Genomic DNA, 24082 nt, shown 5'->3' on the forward strand with positions numbered 1-24082 from the left:
GGACTTACTTCTTCTCGACCGCGTGGCCGCCGAACTGGTTCCGCAGCGCCGCGATCATCTTCATCTGCGGCGAGTCCTCCTGCCGCGAGGCGAACCGCGCGAAGAGGGAGGCCGTGATCGCGGGCAGCGGCACGGCGTTGTCGATGGCGGCTTCCACAGTCCAGCGGCCCTCGCCGGAGTCCTGTGCATAACCGCGCAGCTTGTCCAGGTGCTCGTCCTCGTCGAGTGCGTTGACCGCGAGGTCGAGCAGCCAGGAGCGGATGACGGTGCCCTCCTGCCAGGAGCGGAAGACCTCCCGGACGTCGGTCACGGAGTCGACCTTCTCCAGCAGCTCCCAGCCCTCGGCGTAGGCCTGCATCATGGCGTACTCGATGCCGTTGTGGACCATCTTCGCGAAGTGGCCCGCGCCGACCTTGCCGGCGTGCACGGAGCCGAAGTCGCCCTCGGGCTTGAGCGCGTCGAAGACCGGTTGCACCTTGGCGACGTTCTCCGCGTCGCCGCCGTACATGAGCGCGTAGCCGTTCTCCAGGCCCCAGACGCCGCCGGAGACACCGCAGTCGACGAAGCCGATGCCCTTGGCGGCCAGCTCCTCGGCGTGCTTCTCGTCGTCCGTCCAGCGGGAGTTGCCGCCGTCCACGACGACGTCACCGGGCTCCAGGAGCTCGGCCAGCTGGTCGATGGTCGACTGGGTGGCGGCACCGGCCGGGACCATCACCCACACCACGCGCGGGCCGCTGAGCTTGCCCACAAGCTCTTCCAGGCTGTGGACATCCGCGAGGTCCGGGTTGCGGTCGTATCCGACGACGGTGTGGCCCGCGCGGCGGATCCGCTCGCGCATGTTGCCGCCCATCTTGCCGAGGCCGACGAGACCGAGCTCCATCAGTTGTGTTCCTTAGGTTGCGACAGGTGTTGCGAGATGGCGTGTGGCACTTTCGTACCTGCGTCCGAGCCTAAACCCGGACCTTCGCGCACATCTGTGGGCATACGCGCTCACACGTACCGCCCTCACCTGCGGCTTCGTCCGCCCGGTGATCCACAGGACCGCGACGGCTGTGGATCACCGGCCCGCTCGCCGTGCCCGGTGTCAGCCGCTCAGCCGCACCGGCATGATCAGGTACTTGTAGGCCTCGTCCGCCTCGGCGTCCACCGCGGGCTTGCCGCTGAGCAGCGCGGGCTTGGTGGAGGTCGTGAAGGACAGCTGGGCCACCGGGGAGTCGATGGCGCTCAGGCCGTCCAGCAGGAAGGTCGGGTTGAAGGCGATCGAGATGTCGTCGCCCTCCAGCTGTGCGTCGACCCTTTCCACAGCCTGTGCGTCATCGCTGGAACCTGCCTCCAGGATCAGCACGCCCTGCTCGAAGCTCAGCCGCACCGGGGTGTTGCGCTCGGCGACCAGGGCCACGCGCTTGACGGCCTCGACGAACGGCGCGGTCTCGATCACGGCGACGCTGTTGAACTCCGTCGGGAACAGCGTCCGGTACTTCGGGAGGTCGCCCTCCAGCAGACGCGTCGTCGTACGCCGACCCGCGCCCTCGAAACCGATCAGACCCTCGCCCGCGCCCGAGCCTGACAGCGCGAGCGTCACGCTGTCACCGCTGGTCAGCGACTTGGCGGTGTCGAGGAGCGTCTTGGCGGGCACCAGGGCGACCGCCGAGGCCTCCGGGTTCTCCGGCTTCCACAGGAACTCGCGGACCGCGAAGCGGTAGCGGTCGGTGGAGGCCAGGGTGACCCTGTCGCCCTCGATCTCGATGCGCACACCGGTGAGCACGGGCAGCGTGTCGTCCCGGCCGGCCGCGATGGCGACCTGGGCGGCCGCGGCGGCGAAGACCTCGCCGGGGACCGTGCCCGTGGCGTTCGGCATCTGCGGCAGCGCCGGGTACTCCTCCACAGGGAGGGTGTGGAGTGTGAACCGCGAGGAGCCGCACACCACCGTCGCCCGTACACCGTCTGTGGAAATCTCCACCGGCCGGTTGGGGAGGGCCCGGGAGATGTCGGCGAGCAGGCGGCCGGAGACGAGGACCGTGCCCTCCTCCTCGACCTCCGCGTCCACCGACACGCGCGCGGAGACCTCGTAGTCGAAGCTGGACAGGCTCAGCTGGCCGTCCTCGGCCTTCAGCAGCAGGCCGGCGAGGACAGGCGCCGGCGGACGGGCCGGGAGGCTGCGCGCCGCCCAGGCCACGGCCTCCGCGAGTACGTCGCGTTCCACCCGGATCTTCACTGTTGCCGCCTCCTGCTGTTGCCGGCGCTTCTCGCCCTGCCTGGCTTCGTCGTCTGTCTCGGTGTCACCGGCCCCTGGGAAGGGAAGGACACCCGGGGACCAGTCTGACGCACGGCACTGACAGTAGGTGCCTCTCGGGGTCAAGTCGTGACGAGGGGCAGCCGGGCGCCGAGGGGCGAGTTGTGCACAGGACCCTCTTCGAAACGAATTCCCCGCTCTCTCTAGTCGGGAGTAGTAGTAGGGCCTGTGGATACCGTGGATAACTGCGTTTGCGCAGCTCAGCGCGGAGATTTTGTCCACGGGGCCTGTGGGCGGCGGCGGTGGACAACCGGGGCTGTCTGTGGAGAAAAGAAAGTTCTGCACACCCCATGCACAGGGTGCGGCGACTTCTCCCCAGCGCCGTCCCCAGCTTTACCCACCTTTCCCACAGCCCAACCCGGCACCTTCGTGTGACGGCTTTCACTCGACCCGGTGATCAGGCGCGTCGGGTTGCCGAACAGTGGACAGCGCTGTGGAGAAGCTGGGGATCGCTGGGGACAACCGCCCCCAGCCTGTGGGTTGCCCGTGGACAACTCCGTGCACAGCTTGTGGATCCGCCGGCTGTCCACAGTCTGTGGAGATCGTTCGTCCACCAATCCACAAGCAGTTGACCTGGTCTGATGGTCTTTCAACAGGTGCGGCTGTGGACACGATCTGGACAACTTGGCAGTCCCCAGGATGTGGACGGGAAAAACTCACCGAATCTGTGGAGAGTGGCCGTAACCCGGCACGTATTCGAACACCGGATGTCCGGGGAACGACGAAGGGCGCCCCGGGGATCTCCTCCCGGGGCGCCCTCAGCGGCGTACGGCGGCTGCTGTCAGCCGTTCTTGATGCGGTTCGTCAGCTCGGTCACCTGGTTGTAGATGGAGCGCCGCTCGGCCATCAGGTTGCGGATCTTGCGGTCCGCGTGCATCACGGTCGTGTGGTCGCGGCCGCCGAACAGCGCGCCGATCTTCGGCAGCGACAGATCCGTCAGCTCACGGCACAGGTACATGGCGATCTGCCGGGCCGTGACGAGCTGGCGGCCGCGCGAGCTGCCGCACAGGTCCTCGACCGTCAGGCCGAAGTAGTCGGCGGTCGCGCTCATGATGGCCGTCGAGGTGATCTCCGGGGTGGAGTCCTCCCCGCCCGGGATCAGGTCCTTGAGGACGATCTCCGTCAGGCCCAGGTCCACCGGCTGCCGGTTGAGCGAGGCGAACGCCGTCACTCTGATCAGCGCGCCCTCCAGCTCACGGATGTTCCGCGAGATCCGCGAGGCGATGAACTCCAGCACCTCCGGTGGGGCGTTGAGCTGCTCCTGCACCGCCTTCTTGCGCAGAATCGCGATGCGCGTCTCCAGCTCGGGCGGCTGCACGTCGGTGATCAGGCCCCACTCGAAACGGTTCCGCAACCGGTCCTCCAGCGTCACCAGCTGCTTCGGCGGCCGGTCGCTGGACAGCACGATCTGCTTGTTGGCGTTGTGGAGCGTGTTGAAGGTGTGGAAGAACTCCTCCTGCGTCGACTCCTTGTCCGCCAGGAACTGGATGTCGTCGACCAACAGGATGTCCATCTCGCGGTACCGCTTGCGGAAGCTGTCGCCCTTGCCGTCGCGGATGGAGTTGATGAACTCGTTGGTGAACTCCTCCGAGCTCACGTACCGCACGCGCGTGCCCGGGTACAGGCTCCGCGCGTAGTGTCCGATCGCGTGCAGCAGGTGCGTCTTGCCGAGCCCCGACTCCCCGTAGATGAAAAGGGGGTTGTACGCCTTCGCCGGCGCCTCCGCGACGGCCACCGCGGCCGCGTGCGCGAAACGGTTCGACGCTCCGATGACGAACGTGTCGAAGAGGTACTTCGGATTCAGTCGCGCGGTCGGCTCCCCGGGGCCGGTCGCCGGCGCGGGCTGCGCGGCCAGCGGGCCGGGGGCGCCGCTGGACACCGGCAGCGTGGCGCCGACCGGGCCGCGGTGCACCTGCCCGCCGCCGACCGACGGCTCGGGCAGCTCCCGCCGCGCGTCGCGCTGGTCGTAGTCGCCGCGTGACGGGTCGTACTCGGAGCGCTGCTGGTCGTAGCCCTGTGGGCGGTAGTCCTGCGCGGGTACGCCGTAGGAGTCGCGGGACGGGGAGCCGTACGAGTCCTGTGCGCCGTACGACTCCTGCGACGGCGTCGCATACGGGTCCCGTTCCGGGAAGCCGAGGCGTGGCTGCTGCCAGCTGTACTCGTCCTGCGACGGCCGCGGCCAGGCACCCGGCTCGGGGCGCTGGTACTCCGACGGGTAGGCGGGGCGCGGGTTGGGCAGCTGGTCGCCGGGCGAGCCCGGGAGCTGCTCGGCGCGGTGGCGGCCGTACCCCTCGTACGGTGCGGACGACGGGAGCTCGGGCTCCTCGTAGCGCTGCTGGGGCGGGGATGGCGGCGCCGGCGGGGACGGCGGCGGCTCGCCCGCGGAGTCGTCGACGGTGATCGCGATCCGGATCGGGCGGCCGCACTCACGGCTCAGCGTCTCGCTGACGATCGGTGCGAGGCGCCCCTCCAGCACACCCTTCGCAAACTCGTTCGGTACGGCGAGCAGCGCGGTGTCGGCGACCAGCGCGAGCGGCTGGCAGCGCCGGATCCAGTGTTCGTCCTTGGCCTCGACACCCTGCCCACGGCCCTCACCGAGAAGCTGCTCGAGTACTCGTGGCCACACTGCGGCAAGATCGGCAGGTACGTCAGCCACAGGGCACGCTCTCTCACGGGTCCCACGAACGTGTGGTTGTGGGACGGGTCGGGATGTAAATCGGGTCGGGCGGGGATAAGGGAACGAATCGGAGTCCAGCCACGGTAGTCAGGGCGACCGGTGCGGTTCAAGTTGTTGTCCCCAGGCTGTGGACAGTGTCTCCCCGCGGCCCCTGGTTTGACCGGATGGCGTAGCCGCGCGTACCGTAACCAGGTCGAGTTGTCGATGGCTGCTGCCGCCTGCCTCCGATGGGCACAGATCGCGTCAAGGTGATCGGAAAGCGGTGCACTCGGGCGTAACGCGAGCTACTCGTGGGCGCACGGTGACAGCCAGGACGGCACCCCGCAAACCCCGATTTCTTACTGGAGCCCCCGAGTGAGCAAGCGCACCTTCCAGCCGAACAACCGTCGTCGCGCCAAGACCCACGGCTTCCGGCTGCGTATGCGCACCCGTGCCGGCCGCGCGATTCTCGCGTCCCGCCGTAGCAAGGGTCGCGCCCGCCTGTCCGCCTGATCTCGATCAGGTCATGACGTCGTGCTGCCCACCGAGAACCGGCTGAGGCGGCGCGAGGACTTCGCGACCGCGGTACGACGAGGACGCCGGGCCGGACGCCCACTCCTCGTCGTCCACCTTCGTAGCGGTGCCACGGACCCGCACGCGCCTGGGGAGAGCGCTCCCCCGACGCGTGCGGGTTTCGTCGTGAGCAAGGCTGTGGGCGGTGCGGTTGTCCGTAACACAGTGAAGCGCAGACTGCGTCATCTGATGCGTGACCGAGTCGACCTGCTGCCCCCCGGTAGCCTGGTAGTCGTACGAGCGCTGCCCGGTGCGGGTGACGCCGACCATGCACAGCTGGCCCGAGACCTGGATGCCGCACTGCAGCGGCTGCTGGGAGGGGGCGCGCGATGAAGTACCCGCTGCTGGCGCTGATCAAGCTCTACCAGTGGACCATCAGCCCGCTGCTCGGGCCGGTGTGCAAGTACTACCCGTCGTGTTCCCACTACGGCTACACGGCCATTGACCGGCACGGTGCCCTCAAAGGCACCGCACTCACGGCCTGGCGCATCCTGCGTTGCAATCCGTGGTCGCTGGGTGGCGTGGACCATGTCCCGCCGCGCAAGCGCCCGCGGTGGCACGAGATGCTGCGCAACGCTTGGCGCGCACGCAAGGGCGGGCCCTCCGCCGCCGAAACGGCCACCGAGGAGAATGTTCCTTCGAGAGCTTCGAGACCTTCGAGTCCTTCGAATGACGTTCCTTCGAGCCCGGCCGCAGAGACCTCGTCCCATGCGCAAGGAGCATGATTAGTGGACACGATTGCCAGCCTCTTCAGCTTCATCACCACACCCGTCTCATGGGTCATCGTCCAGTTCCACTCGCTGTACGGTGCGCTCTTCGGCCCTGACACGGGCTGGGCCTGGGGCCTGTCCATCGTGTCGCTGGTGATCCTGATCCGCATCTGCCTGATCCCGCTCTTCGTGAAGCAGATCAAGGCGACCCGGGCCATGCAGACGCTCCAGCCCGAGATGAAGAAGATCCAGGAGCGCTACAAGAACGACAAGCAGCGTCAGTCCGAAGAGATGATGAAGCTGTACAAGGAGACGGGCACCAACCCGCTCTCCTCGTGCCTTCCCATCCTGGCGCAGTCGCCGTTCTTCTTCGCCCTGTACCACGTGCTCAACAGCATCGCGTCGAACGACACCATCGGTGTGATCAACGACCGGCTGCTGGAGAGCGCGCAGAAGGCGCACATCTTCGGCGCACCGCTCGCCGCGAAGTTCACCGACAGCTCGAGCAAGGTTGAGGCGCTCGGCTCCTCGATCACCGACGTGCGGATCGTCACCGCCGTCATGATCGTCCTGATGTCGCTGTCGCAGTTCTACACGCAGCGCCAGCTGATGACGAAGAACGTCGACACCTCGGTGAAGACGCCGTTCATGCAGCAGCAGAAGATGCTGATGTACATCTTCCCGATCATCTTCGCTGTCTTCGGCATCAACTTCCCGGTCGGTGTCCTCGTCTACTGGCTGACCACCAACGTGTGGACCATGGGCCAGCAGATGTACGTCATCCACAACAACCCGACCCCGGGTTCCAAGGCCCAGGCCGCCTACCTGGACCGCCTGTACAAGCACGTCGCGCACCACGGCAAGACCCGCAGCCGGCGCGAGCGGGCCATCGTCAAGGCCATCGTCGCCAAGGGCCGGGACCGCAACGACTATGAGCGCAAGTTCATCAACGGCCTGAGCAAGGCCGGTCTCGCGGCCCAGACCGACGGCACCGTGGTCAAGAGCGAGACCGCCGTGGCCACCGTGACCGAGGACGGTACGCCGACCACCGCTGCCGCTCCGAAGCGTCAGCAGCCCAAGCGGCAGCCCAAGTCCAAGCGCCAGGCCGCCGGCGGTCCCAAGCCCGCGGGCGGTGCCGAGAAGACCGACGCCGAGAAGACCTCCGCATCGTCGACCTCGCTGAGCAAGTCCGACGCGCCGCAGGACGCCCAGTCGGAGTCCGCCGGCAAGGCGGCGCCCAAGTCCGGTGGCGGGGGGCGCAGCCGGGCCCAGTCCGGCCAGCGCAAGGGGCCGCAGCGGCCCAAGTCCTCGTCCAAGAAGTAAGAAGGAGTCCATCCCGTGACGGAAGGCACCACCTCCGCTGCTGCCGAGGGTGCAGACACCCTGACCCGCCTGGAGCAGGAGGGCGAGATCGCGGCGGACTACCTCGAAGGTCTGCTGGACATCGCCGATCTCGACGGCGACATCGACATGGACGTCGAGGGTGACCGCGCCGCTGTCTCGATCATCAGCGACACGGGGAGCCGTGACCTGCAGAAGCTGGTCGGCCGGGACGGTGAGGTGCTGGAGGCGCTCCAGGAGCTCACGCGCCTGGCCGTGCACCGGGATACCGGTGACCGCAGCCGGCTGATGCTGGACATCGCGGGCTACCGCGCCAAGAAGCGCTCCGAGCTCTCCGAGCTGGGCGCCAAGGCCGCCGACGAGGCCAAGAACAGCGGCTCGCCCGTGAAGCTCAAGCCGATGACGCCGTTCGAGCGCAAGGTCGTGCACGACGCCGTCAAGGCCGCGGGACTGCGCAGTGAGTCCGAGGGCGAGGAGCCGCAGCGCTTCGTCGTCGTACTGCCTGCCTGAGCGGTCCCACGCTCCACCGGCCCCGTCTGTTGCGCAGGCGGGGCCGATCTTTGTCAGCCTGGTAGTCAGCGCGTGTGCGCTGGAGGGTACGGAAGGACGGTCCCCGTGACGGAGGCAGCGGAGCTCCCCCCCGCTCCCGAGGAGGCCCGGGCGGTATTCGGCGATCGCTTCGCGGACGCGGTCCGGTACGCGGAGCTGCTGGCCGAGGCGGGCGTGCAGCGAGGGCTCATCGGCCCTCGGGAGGTGCCCCGGCTCTGGGAGCGGCACCTGCTGAACTGCGCGGTGCTCTCGGAGGTCGTGCCGGAGGGTGTGACCGTCTGCGATGTCGGCTCCGGTGCCGGTCTGCCGGGCATTCCGCTGGCCCTGGTCCGTGAGGACCTGAAGATCACGCTGCTGGAGCCGCTGCTGCGGCGGACGAACTTCCTCACCGAGGTCGTCGAGCTGCTCGGCCTCGACCACGTCACCGTCGTGCGTGGCCGTGCCGAGGAGGTCATGGGCAAGCTGCCGCCGGTCCATGTGGTGACGGCACGGGCCGTGGCCCCGCTGGACCGACTGGCCACGTGGGGCATTCCGCTGCTGCGCCCCTACGGCGAGATGCTCGCGCTCAAGGGCGACACCGCGGAGGAGGAGCTCAAGGCCGCGGCCACCGCGCTCAGCAAGCTCGGGGCCGTGAGCACCTCCATCCTGCATGTGGGTGAGGGCGTCGTGGACCCCCTGTCCACGGTCGTGCGTGTCGAGGTCGGGGAGAGCCCCGGCGGTGTGCGGTTCGCGGCGAAGCGTGCGAAGGCGGCGCGGACGGGGCGGGCGCGTCGGCGGCGCTGATGATGCGTCGTTGGCGGATACGGGTTGACGGGCGGCGCTGATCCGTCCTGACGACGACACGTACTCCACACAAGCTGCCAAACCTACGCATCACGGAGTGTCGCGACAGTCCGGTCACGGCTGCTGTGCATCGTGTTTCACGTGAAACGTCGCTCACTGCTGCACGGCATCATCAGTCGCGGCCGCGCTGCGGCCGAACCCCGCGACCGCAAGCCTCTGGGCTCACTCGGCGAGGCTCCGGCCGTTTCCGAGGATGCTCCGTCCCCCTCAAGGGGTGCGGAGTTGTCCACAGAGGTGGATTTCTCCACAGAACACCAGGCCTCACTGGTTCACGACCCCGAAGGCATGGGAGGCTCTGTTCATTGCGAGCCTGAAGTCGAGGAGAGTGAATCCTTGCGGTCCGACGCCAACATCGCGGGACCGATGACCGATCCGGTCCCCGGTCCCCGTACCGAGTCGCCGGGGGAGGATGTTTCACGTGAAACACCGCCCCCGATGGACGACACTCCCATCGGTCGTGCTGCCCAACTGGCGGTCGAGGCTCTGGGCCGGGCCGGTGAGGGTCTGCCAAGACCTGAACAGACCCGTGTCATCGTCGTCGCCAACCAGAAGGGTGGGGTGGGCAAGACGACGACAACCGTCAATCTGGCCGCTTCGCTGGCTCTGCATGGCGGCCGTGTCCTGGTGATTGACCTCGACCCGCAGGGCAACGCGTCCACTGCTCTGGGGATCGACCACCACGCCGAAGTCCCTTCCATCTACGACGTGTTGGTCGAGAGCAAGCCGCTCTCGGAGGTCGTCCAGCCGGTCCCCGATGTCGAGGGTCTCTTCTGCGCCCCTGCCACGATCGATCTCGCCGGTGCGGAGATCGAGCTGGTGTCCCTGGTGGCGCGGGAGAGTCGTCTTCAGCGAGCGATCCAGTCCTACGAGCAGCCGCTGGACTACATCCTCATCGACTGCCCGCCCTCGCTCGGCCTGTTGACGGTCAATGCGCTCGTGGCGGGCCAGGAGGTCCTCATCCCGATCCAGTGCGAGTACTACGCGCTGGAGGGCCTGGGTCAGCTGCTGCGCAACGTCGACCTGGTGCGGGGGCACCTCAACCCCGCGCTGCATGTCTCGACGATCCTGCTCACCATGTACGACGGCCGGACGCGCCTTGCCTCCCAGGTCGCGGACGAGGTGCGCAGCCACTTCGGTGACGAGGTGCTGCGGACGAGCATCCCTCGCTCGGTCCGTATCTCCGAGGCGCCGAGTTATGGACAGACGGTCCTGACCTACGATCCAGGATCGAGCGGTGCCCTCTCGTATCTTGAGGCGGCACGAGAAATCGCGCTGAAGGGTGTCGGCGTCAGCTATGACGCGACGCACGCCCATATCGGCGCCCAGAGCGACCGGAGCATGGTGGAGGGGATCCAGTGAGCGAGCGACGGAGGGGGCTGGGCCGTGGTCTCGGGGCACTGATCCCTGCGGCCCCGACTGAGAAGACGCCAGCACAGGCTGCGGCGGGAGGTGTCGCATCCACGTCCCCCGCGGCGGTGCCGGTGCTGACCTCCGACCGTGGCGTGGCCGCGGCGAAGGTGGCAACACTGCCGCCTGTTTCACGTGAAACCGAAGAGCCGTCGGTGGACGGCGCGGTGGACATGCCCGCATCTCCCATGGGCGCCCACTTCGCTGAGATTCCCCTCGACTCCATCAAGCCGAACCCGCGGCAGCCCCGTGAGGTCTTCGACGAGGATGCGCTGCAGGAGCTGGTCACCTCCATCAAGGAGGTGGGTCTTCTCCAGCCGGTCGTCGTACGGCAGCTGGGTCCCGCTCGCTACGAGCTCATCATGGGCGAGCGGCGCTGGCGGGCCTGCCGTGAGGCGGGGCTCGAAGCGATCCCGGCGATCGTGCGCGCAACCGAGGACGAGAAGCTCCTCCTCGACGCCCTGCTGGAGAACCTGCACCGGGCGCAGCTGAACCCGTTGGAAGAGGCGGCCGCCTACGACCAGCTGCTGAAGGACTTCAACTGCACACACGACCAGCTGGCGGACCGTATCGGCCGGTCGCGTCCGCAGGTCTCCAACACGCTGCGTCTGCTGAAGCTTTCGCCGGCGGTCCAGCGCCGGGTGGCGGCGGGTGTGCTCTCCGCCGGACACGCGCGTGCCCTGCTCTCGGTGGAGGACTCGGAGGAGCAGGATCGGCTGGCCCATCGGATCGTGGCCGAGGGGCTCTCGGTGCGTGCCGTCGAGGAGATCGTGACCCTCATGGGATCGCGGCCCAAGGCGGCTCAGCGTTCCAAGGGACCGCGGGCTGGTACCCGGGTCTCTCCGGCGCTGACCGATCTCGCGACCCGTCTCTCGGATCGCTTCGAGACACGGGTCAAGGTCGATCTGGGGCAGAAGAAGGGCAAGATCACCGTGGAGTTCGCCTCCATGGAGGATCTTGAGCGGATCCTCGGCTCCCTCGCCCCGGGCGAGGGACCTGTCCTGCAGAAGAGTCTTCTGGAGGGCGGCGACCCCGAGGACACGGACGACTGAGGTTCCGGGCGGCGGCGTGACCCCGCCCGGCGGGTGCTCGTGCGGGCCGTGTCCGGTGTGTACCGGAACACGGCCCGTACTTTGCTTTCAGGCGGTATCGATGGAATCGCTTCATGGATACGATGCGTTCGGGTATGGCGCATCCACCTGGCAGTACGTCTGCGGTACGTCTATGGGAGGGCGGGGGCCATGCGAACGATGAGCCGGACCGGACTGCTGAGCGCGGGACTGGGCCTGGGCGCGGTCGGCGGATTCGTCGGCAGCCTGCTCAGGGAACGGAGTGCTCTGACTGCCGCCCGCGATGCGGCGGGCGAGGGAAGCGAGGAACAGCCTTCATGGGGCGTCGGCTCGTACCGCTCACGCTGGACAACCTTCAGGACCTTCCCCGGCGCTGTCGCACGTGTGTCTTCTGGGAACTGGACCCAGTCAGCGGCGAGGCAGCGGTAAAGGCGGGCACGCCGGCGCTGGAGAAGGAAGCCTGGATCTCGGCCGTCCTGCTGGACTGGGGTTCCTGCGGTCGGGTCGTCTATGTCGATGAGGCGCCGGTGGGCTTTGTGCTCTACGCGCCCCCGGCCTACGTGCCCCGTTCGACGGCGTTCCCGACGAGTCCCGTCTCGCCGGACGCGGTGCAATTGATGACCGCGTTCATCGTGCCCGGGTACCAGGGCCAGGGGCTGGGCCGCGTGATAGTCCAGACGGTGGCCAAGGACCTGCTGCGACGTGGCTTCAGGGCGATCGAGGCCTTCGGGGACGCCCGCTGGAAGGAGCCCGCCTGTGTGCTGCCTGCCGAGCATCTGCTGGCGGTGGGCTTCAAGACGGTCCGGCCGCATCCCACGTATCCGCGTATGCGGCTGGAACTGCGGACGACGCTGTCCTGGAAGGAAGACGTGGAGATGGCACTGGATCGGCTGCTCGGGGCGGTTCAGAAGGAACCGGCGCTGCGACCGCTTTAAGTGGCACCAGCACCGCGACCGCCGTAACGCGAATGGGCCAACCCGGTGGGGTTGGCCCATTCGTGTTTCACGTGAAACATGCGCCGTCGCCTCAACGGCGCGGCCCGTCATTCGGCGATGAAGTCCTCGAGGTCGCGCAGGATCGCGGCCTTCGGCTTGGCACCGACGATGGTCTTGGCGACCTCGCCACCCTGGTAGACGTTCAGGGTCGGGATCGACATGACACCGTACTTGGCAGCCGTACCCGGGTTCTCGTCGATGTTCAGCTTGACGACCTCGATCTTGTCGCCGTACTCGGCGGCGATCGCCTCAAGGGACGGCGCGATCTGGCGGCACGGACCGCACCAGGCGGCCCAGAAGTCCACCAGCACGGGCTTGTCGCTCTTCAGTACGTCCTGCTCAAAGGAATCGTCGGTCACATTCTTCAGGGTGCCGGCCACGGCGGGCTCCTTAACTGGTTGGTGCGTGGGGCTGGGTGAGGGGTCAGACAGTGGTCTTCTCGGGCTCGGCCTTCTCTTCGTCCGCGAGGGCGGCGAGGTAGCGCTCGGCGTCCAGGGCGGCGGAGCAGCCGGTGCCGGCCGCGGTGATCGCCTGGCGGTAGGTGTGGTCCACCACGTCACCGGAGCCGAAGACACCGGTCAGGTTCGTCCGGGTGGAGGGGGCGTCGACCTTCAGGTAGCCCTCCTCGTCCAGATCGAGCTGGCCCTTGAACAGCTCCGTGCGCGGGTCGTGGCCGATCGCGATGAACAGACCGGTGACCGACAGATCGGACAGCTCGCCAGTCTTGACGTTGCGCAGCTTCAGACCGGAGAGCTTCTGGTCGCCCTGGATCTCGGCGACCTCGCTGTCCCAGACGAACGTGATCTTCGGGTCGGCGAAGGCGCGCTCCTGCATCGCCTTGGAGGCGCGCAGGGTGTCCCGGCGGTGGACGACCGTCACGGACTTGGCGAAGCGCGAGAGGAAGGTGGCCTCCTCCATCGCGGTGTCGCCGCCGCCGATCACGGCGATGTCCTGGTCCTTGAAGAAGAAGCCGTCGCAGGTGGCGCACCACGAGACACCGCGGCCCGAGAGGGCGTCCTCGTTGGGCAGGCCGAGCTTGCGGTGCTGCGAGCCGGTGGCGACGATCACGGCCTTCGCTCGGTGCACCGTGCCGGCGGTGTCGGTGACGGTCTTGACCTCGCCGCTGAGGTCGACGTTGACGATGTCGTCCGGAACGAGCTCGGCACCGAAGCGCTCCGCCTGGGCGCGCATGTTGTCCATGAGCTCGGGGCCCATGATGCCGTCCTGGAACCCCGGGAAGTTCTCCACGTCCGTGGTGTTCATCAGGGCGCCACCGGCGGTGACGGCACCCTCGAACACCAGCGGCTTCAGCGACGCGCGCGCGGTGTAGAGCGCCGCCGTGTAGCCGGCGGGCCCGGAGCCGATGATGATCACGTTACGGACGTCGCTCACGGCTTGTTTCCTCGTCTCTGGACGGCGTCGGTTGACCGGTGGGAGCCCCTCTCAGAACTCTCACCCCACCCAACGGATCCTAAGGGGCGCGCATTCCCGCTGTGTCCGGGCGCACGGAGGGTCGTCCCTGGAGCGGATACCCGTGGGAGAGCAGACCAGGCAAGGAAGGGAGGTGTGTCATCGGTGCGTCTTCGGTACTGCTGCGAGGAGAGCTCTCAGGACTGGTCGTGCTCTCAGGACTGGTCGTAGGAATGCTTCAGCAGTACCTCGGCCGATGCGGAAGGCGACTCCTTCGCGCATGTGGCATCCACGACGTAGGCCGTGACCAGTGAGGGGTCCGAGGTGTCGGGCATGACCACGAGCAGGGCGGTCGTCCCTTGATACGTGCCGGGCTCGGTCGCCAGGGCGTCGTCATCGCGCCCGATGCCCTTCTGTACGCACTCGGGCACCGGAACCGTTGGCCTGGTAAGGATGCGGGGACCGTCGCTGCCGAGATCGCGGGGGGTACGCGAGGGGTCGCCGGACTTCTCGCTCTTGGCGAGCAACTCTGCGACCTGCTGCTCCAGCTTCCCCTCGGAAATGGTGTCCGCGGCCGTGGACTGCCGGTCCTGGGCGGTCGTGCCCTGTTCGCCGTCCATCGAGGACACCAGGAGGGAAGCCAGCCCGAGGGCGCCGACGGAGAGGACGGCCCCGAGGACCGCGACCCTGCGGCGCCCGCCGCGCCTGCGCTCCTTGCGGCCCGGGCCGGTGGTGGAGGTGCGGGCGTGACCCGAGGGGCGAGCCGCGGGGGTCGATGTTTCACGTGAAACATGCGGGCTGTCGTCCGCGCGGGCCGCTTCGACGGGTACCGGCGTGCTTACCGCGTCAGGTGCCGTGGCATTAAGAAGTGCCTCCGCGGCGAGGGCGGCGTCGATCCGTTCGGCGACGTCGGCGGGCATGCGGGCTGGGCCCGGCAGGGTGCCCAGCATGCCTCGGATCTCCTCCAGCGAGGCGAAGACGTCCGCGCAGAGCTCGCACTCGTCCAGATGGCGTCGTACGTCCGCGGTCCGGGACGGGGGGAGCAGGCCCTCGGTGAGGTCGGAGATCTCCGTGACGTCCGGGTGCCCGGTCGTGTCCGTCGTGGAAGTCACGCTCGCCCACCTCCGCCCTTCACAGCAGCTGAATCGCTTGGCCCTGCATTCCGTGGGCCCGCATCGTGCGGTCCCGCTGCCGGTGGGACGGATGTCCCCTGCGCCCGGTTCCGTCCGGCGGCCGGCTCTTCGTCGTCGCCGGTGTTGTCCGGCCGCAGATGGGTGAGCAGCGGCAGGAGCTTGGCTCTGCCGCGGGCACAGCGGCTCTTCACCGTCCCGGTCGGCACGTCGAGGACGCGGGCGGCCTCGGCGACCGGGTAGCCCTGCATGTCCACCAGGACCAGGGCGGCGCGCTGATCGGGCGGGAGCGTGCCGAGCGCTTCGAGGAGCTGGCGATGCAGATCGTTTCGCTCGGCCGGCGCCGAGGCCGACTCGTGCGGTTCCAGCAGCTGCTCCAGCCGCTCGGTGTCGTCGACCGGGGACGTCTTTCGAGACGCCGCCTTGCGGGCGCGGTCGAGGCAGGCGTTCACCGTGATGCGGTGCAGCCAGGTTGTGACGGCCGACTGGCCGCGGAAGGTGTGGGCGGCCCGGTAGGCGGAGACGAGAGCGTCCTGGACCGCGTCAGCGGCCTCCTCGCGGTCGCCCAGCGTCCGCAGTGCGACCGCCCAGAGCCGATCGCGGTGCCGCCGCACGATCTCACCGAAGGCGTCGGGGTCGCCTTCCACATGGCGGGCGAGCAGATCCTGATCGCTTGCCGTCTCGTACCCGGCGCCTTCCGCCATCGGACCCCCTCCCCCTCCGTGAGACGTCAGCCCGTGAACTTCACGTCGGTCACGGCCTGCTTGTAACCGGCGCCGCTGTAGCCGTCGGCGGGTGCGTGTGGCACTGCCGTGATCCACAGCAGCACGTACTGCGTCTTCACCGACTTCGACGCCTTCACGCTCAGAGAGGTGCCCTTCGTCGTCGCGGTTCCGATCTCCTGCATTCCGTCGACCCCGGTCGAGGGGGTCAGCGAGTCGGTCGCGTAGAGGTGGACTGTCGTGCGGTCGCCCTGGTACCGGAGCCCTATCGACGCGGCGGAGATCTCCTGGGCCGAGCCGAGGTCGTAGACGATGCCGACGCCGGGCTTGTAGGGAGCCAGCTCCGGACCGTCGTTGTAGTACTTGGTGCGCCAGTACGTCGAGCTGTCACCGTCGTACGTGAGGCCGACGTCGCCGGCGGCCTGGGCCTCGCCGCTCGCGACGTACTCCTGAGCCCCTGCGATGGTGAGCGACTTGGCTGTCGGCTTGTTCTCCTCGGCGCTCTTGTCGTTCTCGTCCGTCGTCTGGGACTTGTTCGGGTCGTCCGACTGGGTGCCGCGCTCCATCAGGGCGTCCGCGAGCTGCCAGCTGCCCAGCCCCAGCGCGGCGATGAGCAGCGCGGACACCGCCCACTTCAGGGCCTTGCCGGTACGGCTCTGCAGCGGGGGCGGCGGGGACGACACCGGCTGGTTGGTGCCGGGGTGCGGTGCGGGGCGGCCGTACGTGCCCTGCTGGTATGTCGTGCGCTGGTAGTCCGGCGGGGCGGTGAACGCGGGCTCCGGCGGGCGGATGCGGGGCATCTCGCCGATCGCCTTCACCAGCTCCTCCGGCGTTGTGCAGGGGGACTCGTGCCGGGAGGCGGTCGCGCCGTCGTTGGCGAGCGCGCGCATGGCGAGCTCCGACAGGCCGCGGTGGACGCCGGCGCGCACCTGGTCCGGGGGGATGAGGCCGACGTCCTTGGGCAGCCCCGACAGACCGTAGGCGTCGCTCTCGTACGGCCAGCGCTGGGTGAGCGTGGCGTACAGCAGGGCGCCGATCGCCTCGGTGTCGGTGCGCTGCGGGGTGTCGGAACTGATCCCGCGCAGGGCGGCGTTCACGGCCAGGCCGCGGATACGCCACTGTCCGGAGGACGTGCGCAGGACGGCGTTGGGGTTCAGCCGGAGATGGGCGAGGCCTTCGCGGTGGGCGGCGGCCATGGCGGCGGAGACCTGACTGACCATCTGGTAGGCGTCGTGCGGCTCCAGCGGGCCCGAGGACAGGAGCGTGGTGAGCTCCGTGGCGTCGGGCAGCCACTCGTGCACGACGTACACGAGGTCGTTCTCCTCGACGGCGTCGAGGACCTGGACGAAGCGTGGATCACCGAGCAGCGCGGAGGCGCGGGCCGCGGCCAGCACGGAACGGGCCCGGGCATGGTCCGCGGGCAGGACATGTACGCCGACGGCGCGGCGCAGCTTCTCGTCCACCGCACGCCAACTGCTGAAACCGTCCAGACGGGTGACACAGTCCTCGAGGCGGTAGCGTCTGGCGAGTTTGTGACCGCTGTGCAGTTCGGGCGGCGAGGTCTTCTCTCCGGGACCCTCGGTCCCGCCACTCCCCTGTGCCACGTCGTGTTCCGTGTCCCGCTCCGGGTTCTTGGCCACCCCGTCGGCCGTGGACTGGTCCGCCTGATCCGCCTTGGCGGTCAGCGGCTCGTCGCCGCTGTTGTCTGCCACGTCGACGGCAGCCGTGCTCCGTTCCGCCACCGTCGTTCCTGCCTCCCCATCCATAGCGCGCCGGCCGAACTCCGTTGCGCGCCGTCCGACGCCGAAACCAATTGTGCCCACAGTCCGCCGCTATGCACGACACGCGGTGGCGGACGATGGTTGTGCGCGTACCCCCCGATTCAGCGGCCCAGACGCCCTCGGACCATACCCACGAGCGAGTTCAGCTCCTCGATGCGCATGCGGCGGGCGGCGACGTAGAAGATGCCCAGCAGGACGGCTCCGCCGGCCACCAGCGCGGCGAGGGAACCGGCGACGCCCTGGCCGAGCGCCTGAGTGATGTAGTAGCAGGCCGCGCCGCTCAGCAGCGCCGCCGGCACCGAGGCGATGCTCAGGCGCGCGTACGTCCGCATCACCCGGGTCCCGTCCAGGTCGCCGCCGAGCCGCTTGCGCAGCCGGCGCCAGGCGACACCGACGCCGATCACGTAGGCGAGGCCGTAGGAGGCGGCCATGCCGACGACGGCCCAGCGGGCGGGGAGCAGGGCGTAACACAGGCCCGCAGCCCCGGCGTTGACGGCGGCGACGATGACCGTGTTGTAGAAGGGGGTGCGGGTGTCCTCGTAGGCGTAGAACGCGCGCAGGACGACGTACTGCACGGAGTAGGGGATCAGGCCGAGGCCGAAGGCCATCAGCATGAAGCCCATGTTCGTGGCCGAGGTGGTGCCCGAGGAGCCGAACATCAGCGTGCACATCGGGACGCCGAGCGCGAGGAAGCCGAAGGCGATCGGCACGATCGCGACGGCCGTCGTGCGCAGGCCCTGGGAGATGTCGTCGCGGACGGCGCCCGCGTCGTCCTCGGCGGCCGAGCGGGAGATGCGCGGCAGCAGGGCGGCCATCAGGGAGACGGTGATGATGGCCTGCGGAAGGCCCCAGATCAGCTGGGCGTTGGCGTAGGCGCTGAAACCGGTACCGTCGATTCCCGTGTCCGAGACCGCTGCGGTGGCCAGCTGGGTGACGACCAGCGCGCCCGCTTGGTTGGCCAGGACGAACAGGATCGTCCACTTGGCGAGCATCGCGGCCTTGCCGAGGCCGTGGCCCTTCCAGTCGAAGCGCAGGCGCAGCCGGAACCCGGTCTCGCGCAGATACGGGATCATCGCGAGCGCCTGGACGACGAGTCCGAGCAGGACACCGATGCCGAGCAGCCGCTCGCCCTGCGGGGGAATGTTGTCGACCGTCATGTTGGAGTCGGCGGCGCTGCCGTACACCCAGAGGAACATGCCGAGCGTCGCGATGATGACGATGTTGTTCAGGACCGGAGTCCACATCATCGCGCCGAAGCGGCCGCGCGCGTTGAGGATCTGACCCATCACCACATGGACGCCCATGAAGAAGATCGTGGGCAGGAAGTAGCGGGTGAAGGTGACCGCGGTGTCGTTGGCCGCGGGATTCGTGGCAACGGGGTTCGACAGCGCGCGCACCAGGAGCGGCGCGGCGTACATGGCGAGCACGGTGAGCGCACCGAGGGTCACCATGACCAGGGTCAGCAGCCGGTTGGCATAGGCCTCGCCCCCGTCGTCGTCCTCCTTCATGGAGCGGACGAGCTGCGGCACGAAGACCGAGTTGAGGCCGCCGCCGACGGTCAGGATGTAGATCATGGTCGGCAGTTGGTACGCGACCTGGAAGGTGTCACCGAGCAGGCCGACGCCCAGCGCCGAGACGATCATCGCCGACCGGATGAACCCGGTGAGACGGGACACCATCGTGCCCGCCGCCATCACGGCGCTCGACTTCAGCAGACCCCCGGCCCGTCCGCCCTTGGCCGGGGCTGCGGGGGTCGCAGCGGACTCGGTGGCGGCTCGCGGCGTGGGCTCCTGGTACTGCTCGGCGGGCGCCTGGGCACCGCCGTACTGAGCCTCCGGGGCGTGCGCTCCCTCGTGCTGTCCCGCCGGACCCTGCCCGGTTCCCGGCGCGGTGCTGGGACCCGGCACGCCAGGGTGGTCCATCGGTGGGCGGACGCCGGTCTGCTGCTGGTCCCGGAACAGGTGCGCGAAGGCGTCGGGCTCGTGGCGCTGGTCACTGGCCTGGGTGACCAGGTCGTCGACCCCCACGTACTGGGTCGTGCGCGGGTCGTCGCCGTACGGCAGGTGCTGCGTGGGGCCCGCCGGCTCGGGTGCCGGCGTCTGCGCCCACACGCGCGGGTCAGGGGCGTACGGCGACTGCGGCGGCTGGGCGTACAGCTGCTGCGGCGGCGGGTACGTACCCGGGGGCGGCGGCGGGTGCGCGGCGCGGTCGTAGAGCGCCTCGGTGACCGGGTCCTGGGCGGCGAGGTCCTGCGCCCGGTACGGGTCCTGCTCGTAGGCGTCCTGGAGGTACATGTCCGCGGGGTGCTGCGGCGGCACCTGGCCGTGCTCGGGCGGCGGGCCCTCGGGGTGGCCCGAGCTGCCCGCAGCCTGGCCGCGGTCACCGTCGTACGGCGCGTTCATGGTTACCCCACCTCATCGTCCCGGGCCCACCGGCCGCGACATATCAACGGTCCACTCTCTCACCCGTCCCGGACGGGTCTGCGCTTTCCGCTGGGGTGTCCGGCCCAGGGTCACTCGGCTGCTCCGGGTCGCCTGCCCCGGGCCGGGGTCCCGACTCCTCCTTGAGACGGTCGGCGGGGTCCTCGGGGTTCTGCGCACCCTCGGTGGGGTCGTCGGCCGTGTCCGGGCCCTCCTCCGCGGCCTCCCGGGCGGCGGCGCGCTTGCGCTGGGTGTACATCCGGAAGCCGGCGAGGACGAGCAGCAGGACTCCGCCGCCGATGACCAGCATCACCGTGGCGGTGATCTCGGTGACCCTCACGTCGAAGTAGACGGGCAGGCCGTAGGGCTTGCCGTCCTCCGTGAACAGCTGGGCCTTCACGGTCACCCGGCCGTTGGCGTTGGCGGACGTGGCGAACTTCACGGACTGGCTGTGTCCGCCCGAGACGGTGACGGGCTGCTCGTCGTAGGCACTGCCGCCGATCTCCAGCCGGGTCGGGCTGGTCGAGGTGAGCCGCAGGAACAAGTGGTCCACGTCCTGCACCAGGTTGTTCTGGACGGTCACCGGGATCGTGGCGCTGCGGCCGGAGAGCTTGGTCTCCGACTTGTCGATCAGCGTGACCCCCGCGGCGAGGCCGTCGAGGTAGTCCTCCACATCGTCGCGGTAGTTCTGCGCCTCGGTGGCCCGGCCGCGCCACGACGTGGACATCTCACGGTTTATGGCCCGCCCGAAGGGCGTCACCACCCGGGACTGGTCGGTGAGGATCACCCGGAAACCGTCGAGCTTGGCCTGCGTCCGCGCGATCTGCTCGAAGGCCGTGCGCGGCAGTTCCTGCTTGCGCAGCGAGGAGGGGTAGTCGTAGCCGGACGGCACCTTCCTGGTGGCCGCGGGATCCGGCTTGGCCTTGGCGGCCGCGCTGAGGTTCTGCGGCTCGCTCCAGCCGCCGCTCTGCAGTGCCGTGATCGCCTCCGCCATGGCCCGGGCCTGGCTCGCGGTCGGCATGCGCTGCGGCGCGACGACGATGCTGCGCTGCTGGTTCGTCTGGAGGTTGAGGGCGAGGCTCTGGGCGAGGAAGCGCTGCACCGACAGCGTCTTGGCGGACGCCTTCGTCAGATCGCCCTGGAAGGCCGTCGACAGCCGCGCGTCCGCGACCACCGCCGTGGTGCCGCCGCCGATGGGGCGGGCCGCGGACGGCGCGTACGACAGCCCGCCGGTCTCCTCCAGGCTGTCGCTGCGGGCGATCACCTTGTCGGCGCCGGCGGAGGTGGCGACCTTCACGATCGACGGGTCCACGGCGCCGTCTACGGGCCAGGCGAAGTCGGTGTTGGGCTTCACATGGAGGATCGGCTCCACCGTGTTGGCGACGACGTCCGTGGCCTCCTTGAGGCGGCTCAGCGAGCCGGTGACGTTCGTGCCGTTGTGGGCGAGGGACGCCAGGTCCGGGTCGCCGTAGGGCAGGGCGACGACCTCCTTGCCCGCCACCGCCTTCTGCAGATCGGCCAGCCACTGCTTGGCGACCGCCTGGTGCGTGCCCCCCGTGGTGGTGTCACCGTCGCCCCGGACGCGGTAGCCGCGGGCCATCGCGTCGACGGAGGCCAGGAGGTCCGGGTCGATCATCCAGGTGACGTCGAGGTCCCTGCCCAGCGACACGAGCTGCTCCAGGCGGCCGCCCGGGGAGATCTCCTTGGCCAGGTCGTCGTCGAGGAAGACCGGAGTCTGCTGCTCGTTCGAACCCGTCTCCGCCGTCATGTGCGCGGTCGAGATCAGCGGCCACAGGAACGTCGTCTTCGTCGTCGTGTCCGCCTGCTCGGGCTGCCAGGGGAGGAACGTCCGCTGTATGCCCAGCACCTGGTCCCAGGGCTGCGCGGACGTCTCGCCCGAGAGGGCGACGCCGAGCTGGTAGACGCCGCTCCCGCCGAGGTCCAGCTCGTCGATCGGCACCGAGATGCTGAAGCGCTGGGCGACGCCCGGCGTGAGCCTGGCGAACTGCTGGCGGTACTCGTCGTCGATCTCCGTGCCGTCGGAGCCCTGGGAGTAGCCGGTGCGCTTGGCGGCGCTGTCGATCGACGAGCGGGTGGTCATCTCGGGACCCATGCGCAGGTCCACATGGGCGTCGGTGACCGTCTGCTTGCCGTTGTTGGTCACCGTGCCGGAGACGGTCAGCGTGTCGCCCTCCGTGGGGGCGCTGGGGCTGAGCGAGTCGACGGCGACGGTGACCGTGCGGGAGCCGGAGGCCTGCTGCGCGGAGGTCTGCCCGGCGGCGTCCGCTGCGGGGGCGGCGGGCAGCTGGAACAGCCCTGCCAGCAGCGGCGCCCCGGCCAGCAACGCTCCGGTACGCCTCAGCCACCGGCGGGCAGGTGAGGGACTCGTCCCCTGGAAGTCTGCCGCCTCGGCCACGCGCTCGCCCGTCCCTCGTCGTCGTCAGTGGTCGTCGGAATGTGCGTCCACGCATGGTAACGAGACGCGCTGAGGGGAAGTGCCGCGGTCTGCTCCACAAGATCGGGGGAGCCGGGGCCGCTGTCCTGAATGTGCCCCTATAAAGAGGAACGCTTCCGTACGTCGTGAGGGCTGGGCTTGTGTCGTACTCGACGCCGGTGTTCGCACGCCCGTAATCGAGAGGCTCGCGGTCGTCCGGGCCACGTACCCTGTTCTGTTGTGCCGAACGCCAACGATGACACTGCCCTGAGTCAGGTGCCGCCCCACGCGATGAATGAGCCGCTGCGGGTCGCGCCTGTCGCCGACGACCTTGCCCGCCGCTTCCAGGAGGCCGGGTTCTCACTCGCCCTGGTCGGTGGCTCGGTCCGGGACGCGCTGCTCGGCCGGCTCGGTAACGATCTGGACTTCACGACCGACGCGCGCCCCGAGGACGTACTGAAGATCGTCCGGCCGTGGGCGGACTCCGTGTGGGACGTCGGGATCGCCTTCGGCACGGTCGGTGCCCAGAAGGACGGTTTCCAGATCGAGGTGACGACCTACCGGTCGGAGGCCTACGACCGGACCTCCCGCAAGCCGGAGGTGTCGTACGGCGACTCCATCGAGGAGGACCTCGTCCGGCGTGACTTCACCGTGAATGCCATGGCCGTCGCGCTGCCGGAGAACAAGTTCATCGACCCGCACGGTGGGCTCGACGATCTCGCGGCGCGGGTGCTGCGTACGCCGGGCACTCCCGAGGAGTCCTTCTCGGACGATCCGCTGCGGATGATGCGGGCCGCGCGCTTCGCCGCTCAGCTCGACTTCGAGGTGGCACCCGAGGTCGTCACGGCGATGAAGGAGATGTCGGGGCGCCTGGAGATCGTCTCGGCCGAGCGGGTCCGGGAGGAGCTGAACAAGCTGATCCTGTCCCGGTACCCGCGCAAGGGCCTGGCCCTCCTGGTCGACACCGGGCTCGCCGACCACGTACTGCCGGAGCTGCCGGCCCTGCGGCTGGAGAGTGACGAGCACCACCGTCACAAGGATGTCTACGACCACACGCTGATCGTTCTGGAGCAGGCGATGGCGCTGGAGGAGGACGGCCCCGACCTGACCCTCCGCCTGGCCGCTCTGCTGCACGACATCGGCAAGCCGCGGACGCGCCGTTTCGAGAAGGACGGGCGGGTCTCGTTCCACCACCACGAGGTGGTCGGCGCGAAGATGACCAAGAAGCGGATGACGGCGCTCAAGTACTCCAACGAACTCGTGAAGGACGTCTCGCGCCTGGTCGAGCTCCACCTGCGCTTTCACGGCTACGGCACGGGCGAGTGGACCGACTCCGCCGTCCGCCGCTATGTCCGGGACGCGGGGCATCTGCTCGACCGCCTCCACAAGCTGACGCGCTCGGACTGCACCACCCGGAACAAGCGCAAGGCGGCCGCGCTGTCGCGGGCGTACGACGGCCTGGAGGAGCGGATCGCCCAACTCCAGGAGCAGGAGGAACTGGACGCCATCCGTCCCGACCTCGACGGCAACCAGATCATGGAGATCCTGGGCATCAAGCCGGGGCCCGCTGTCGGCCGCGCCTACCAGCACATGCTGGAGCTCCGCCTGGAGAACGGCCCGATGGAGCATGACGAGGCGGTCGCGGCACTCAAGGAGTGGTGGGCCGAGCAGAGCTGAGGCCGTGAAGCGGGCCTATGTTTCACGTGAAACATAGGCCGGTCACGAGATCTCCCAGGATGCGAAGAGGG

General features: G+C 69.0%; 20 protein-coding genes. 10 read left to right on the top strand and 10 right to left on the bottom strand.

The window, feature by feature from the left end; genetic code table 11:
- Nucleotides 1–4: 4 nt before the first annotated feature.
- From gnd to dnaA, 3 genes are all read right to left on the bottom strand, one after another.
- Entirely contained in the window at nucleotides 5–880 is an 876-nt protein-coding gene (gene gnd / locus I2W78_RS19160; RefSeq protein WP_196461510.1) for a phosphogluconate dehydrogenase (NAD(+)-dependent, decarboxylating), read from the bottom strand.
- Nucleotides 881–1084: 204 nt separating this feature from the next.
- Nucleotides 1085–2215: a DNA polymerase III subunit beta gene (dnaN, locus tag I2W78_RS19165; protein WP_196461511.1), complete on the bottom strand. Its 1131-nt coding sequence runs from the start codon at nucleotides 2213–2215 to the stop codon at nucleotides 1085–1087.
- Nucleotides 2216–3074: 859 nt separating this feature from the next.
- Entirely contained in the window at nucleotides 3075–4949 is a 1875-nt protein-coding gene (dnaA, locus tag I2W78_RS19170) for a chromosomal replication initiator protein DnaA (protein WP_196461512.1), read from the bottom strand.
- Between the two features lie 375 nt (nucleotides 4950–5324).
- Between dnaA and rpmH the strand changes: the two genes are divergently transcribed.
- The 9 genes from rpmH to I2W78_RS19215 all read left to right on the top strand — a co-directional run bounded on the left by rpmH (nucleotide 5325) and on the right by I2W78_RS19215 (nucleotide 12377).
- A complete protein-coding gene (gene rpmH / locus I2W78_RS19175) occupies nucleotides 5325–5462 on the top strand; it encodes a 50S ribosomal protein L34 (protein WP_003956500.1) in 138 nt (45 codons plus the stop codon).
- Between the two features lie 21 nt (nucleotides 5463–5483).
- The gene (rnpA, locus tag I2W78_RS19180) at nucleotides 5484–5855 is read left to right on the top strand and encodes a ribonuclease P protein component (protein WP_141316125.1); all 372 of its coding nucleotides are present in this window, start codon (nucleotides 5484–5486) and stop codon (nucleotides 5853–5855) included.
- Nucleotides 5852–6247: a membrane protein insertion efficiency factor YidD gene (gene yidD / locus I2W78_RS19185; RefSeq protein ID WP_196461513.1), complete on the top strand. Its 396-nt coding sequence runs from the start codon at nucleotides 5852–5854 to the stop codon at nucleotides 6245–6247. The genes rnpA and yidD overlap by 4 nt, the downstream gene beginning before the upstream one ends.
- 3 nt (nucleotides 6248–6250) lie before the next feature.
- Nucleotides 6251–7555 (top strand): membrane protein insertase YidC, encoded by a 1305-nt coding sequence (gene yidC, locus I2W78_RS19190; RefSeq protein ID WP_196461514.1) that lies wholly within the window; start codon nucleotides 6251–6253, stop codon nucleotides 7553–7555.
- A gap of 15 nt (nucleotides 7556–7570) precedes the next feature.
- A complete protein-coding gene (locus I2W78_RS19195) occupies nucleotides 7571–8083 on the top strand; it encodes a Jag family protein (protein WP_196461515.1) in 513 nt (170 codons plus the stop codon).
- A 105-nt stretch (nucleotides 8084–8188) separates the two neighbouring features.
- Nucleotides 8189–8905, top strand: a complete 717-nt coding sequence (gene rsmG, locus I2W78_RS19200) for a 16S rRNA (guanine(527)-N(7))-methyltransferase RsmG (RefSeq protein ID WP_196461516.1) — start codon at nucleotides 8189–8191, stop codon at nucleotides 8903–8905.
- A 345-nt stretch (nucleotides 8906–9250) separates the two neighbouring features.
- A complete protein-coding gene (locus I2W78_RS19205) occupies nucleotides 9251–10324 on the top strand; it encodes a ParA family protein (protein ID WP_196464626.1) in 1074 nt (357 codons plus the stop codon).
- Nucleotides 10321–11424: a ParB/RepB/Spo0J family partition protein gene (locus I2W78_RS19210; RefSeq protein WP_196461517.1), complete on the top strand. Its 1104-nt coding sequence runs from the start codon at nucleotides 10321–10323 to the stop codon at nucleotides 11422–11424. The genes I2W78_RS19205 and I2W78_RS19210 overlap by 4 nt, the downstream gene beginning before the upstream one ends.
- A gap of 335 nt (nucleotides 11425–11759) precedes the next feature.
- Nucleotides 11760–12377, top strand: a complete 618-nt coding sequence (locus I2W78_RS19215) for a GNAT family N-acetyltransferase (protein WP_196461518.1) — start codon at nucleotides 11760–11762, stop codon at nucleotides 12375–12377.
- 107 nt (nucleotides 12378–12484) lie between these two features.
- Here I2W78_RS19215 and trxA read toward each other — a convergent pair whose 3' ends face one another.
- The 7 genes from trxA to I2W78_RS19250 form a co-directional block, all read right to left on the bottom strand.
- A complete protein-coding gene (trxA, locus tag I2W78_RS19220) occupies nucleotides 12485–12817 on the bottom strand; it encodes a thioredoxin (RefSeq protein ID WP_196461519.1) in 333 nt (110 codons plus the stop codon).
- A 43-nt stretch (nucleotides 12818–12860) separates the two neighbouring features.
- Nucleotides 12861–13829 (bottom strand): thioredoxin-disulfide reductase, encoded by a 969-nt coding sequence (gene trxB / locus I2W78_RS19225; RefSeq protein ID WP_196461520.1) that lies wholly within the window; start codon nucleotides 13827–13829, stop codon nucleotides 12861–12863.
- A gap of 233 nt (nucleotides 13830–14062) precedes the next feature.
- Nucleotides 14063–14959, bottom strand: coding sequence for an anti-sigma factor family protein (locus I2W78_RS19230; RefSeq protein ID WP_196461521.1), 897 nt, complete (start codon nucleotides 14957–14959; stop codon nucleotides 14063–14065).
- On the bottom strand, nucleotides 14956–15681 hold the full coding sequence (gene sigM, locus I2W78_RS19235) for an RNA polymerase sigma factor SigM (RefSeq protein WP_196461522.1): 726 nt from the start codon (nucleotides 15679–15681) through the stop codon (nucleotides 14956–14958). The genes I2W78_RS19230 and sigM overlap by 4 nt, the downstream gene beginning before the upstream one ends.
- A 26-nt stretch (nucleotides 15682–15707) precedes the next feature.
- Nucleotides 15708–17441, bottom strand: coding sequence for a protein kinase family protein (locus I2W78_RS19240; RefSeq protein ID WP_196461523.1), 1734 nt, complete (start codon nucleotides 17439–17441; stop codon nucleotides 15708–15710).
- Between the two features lie 140 nt (nucleotides 17442–17581).
- Entirely contained in the window at nucleotides 17582–19882 is a 2301-nt protein-coding gene (murJ, locus tag I2W78_RS19245) for a murein biosynthesis integral membrane protein MurJ (RefSeq protein ID WP_196461524.1), read from the bottom strand.
- A gap of 43 nt (nucleotides 19883–19925) precedes the next feature.
- Nucleotides 19926–22316, bottom strand: a complete 2391-nt coding sequence (locus tag I2W78_RS19250) for a DUF6049 family protein (protein WP_196461525.1) — start codon at nucleotides 22314–22316, stop codon at nucleotides 19926–19928.
- 258 nt (nucleotides 22317–22574) lie between these two features.
- On the opposite strand from I2W78_RS19250, the gene I2W78_RS19255 reads away from it, so the two are divergent.
- On the top strand, nucleotides 22575–24011 hold the full coding sequence (locus tag I2W78_RS19255; RefSeq protein ID WP_196461526.1) for a CCA tRNA nucleotidyltransferase: 1437 nt from the start codon (nucleotides 22575–22577) through the stop codon (nucleotides 24009–24011).
- Nucleotides 24012–24082 lie beyond the last annotated feature (71 nt).

The organism is Streptomyces spinoverrucosus (genome assembly GCF_015712165.1).
Classification (GTDB): Bacteria; Actinomycetota; Actinomycetes; order Streptomycetales; family Streptomycetaceae; genus Streptomyces; species Streptomyces spinoverrucosus_A.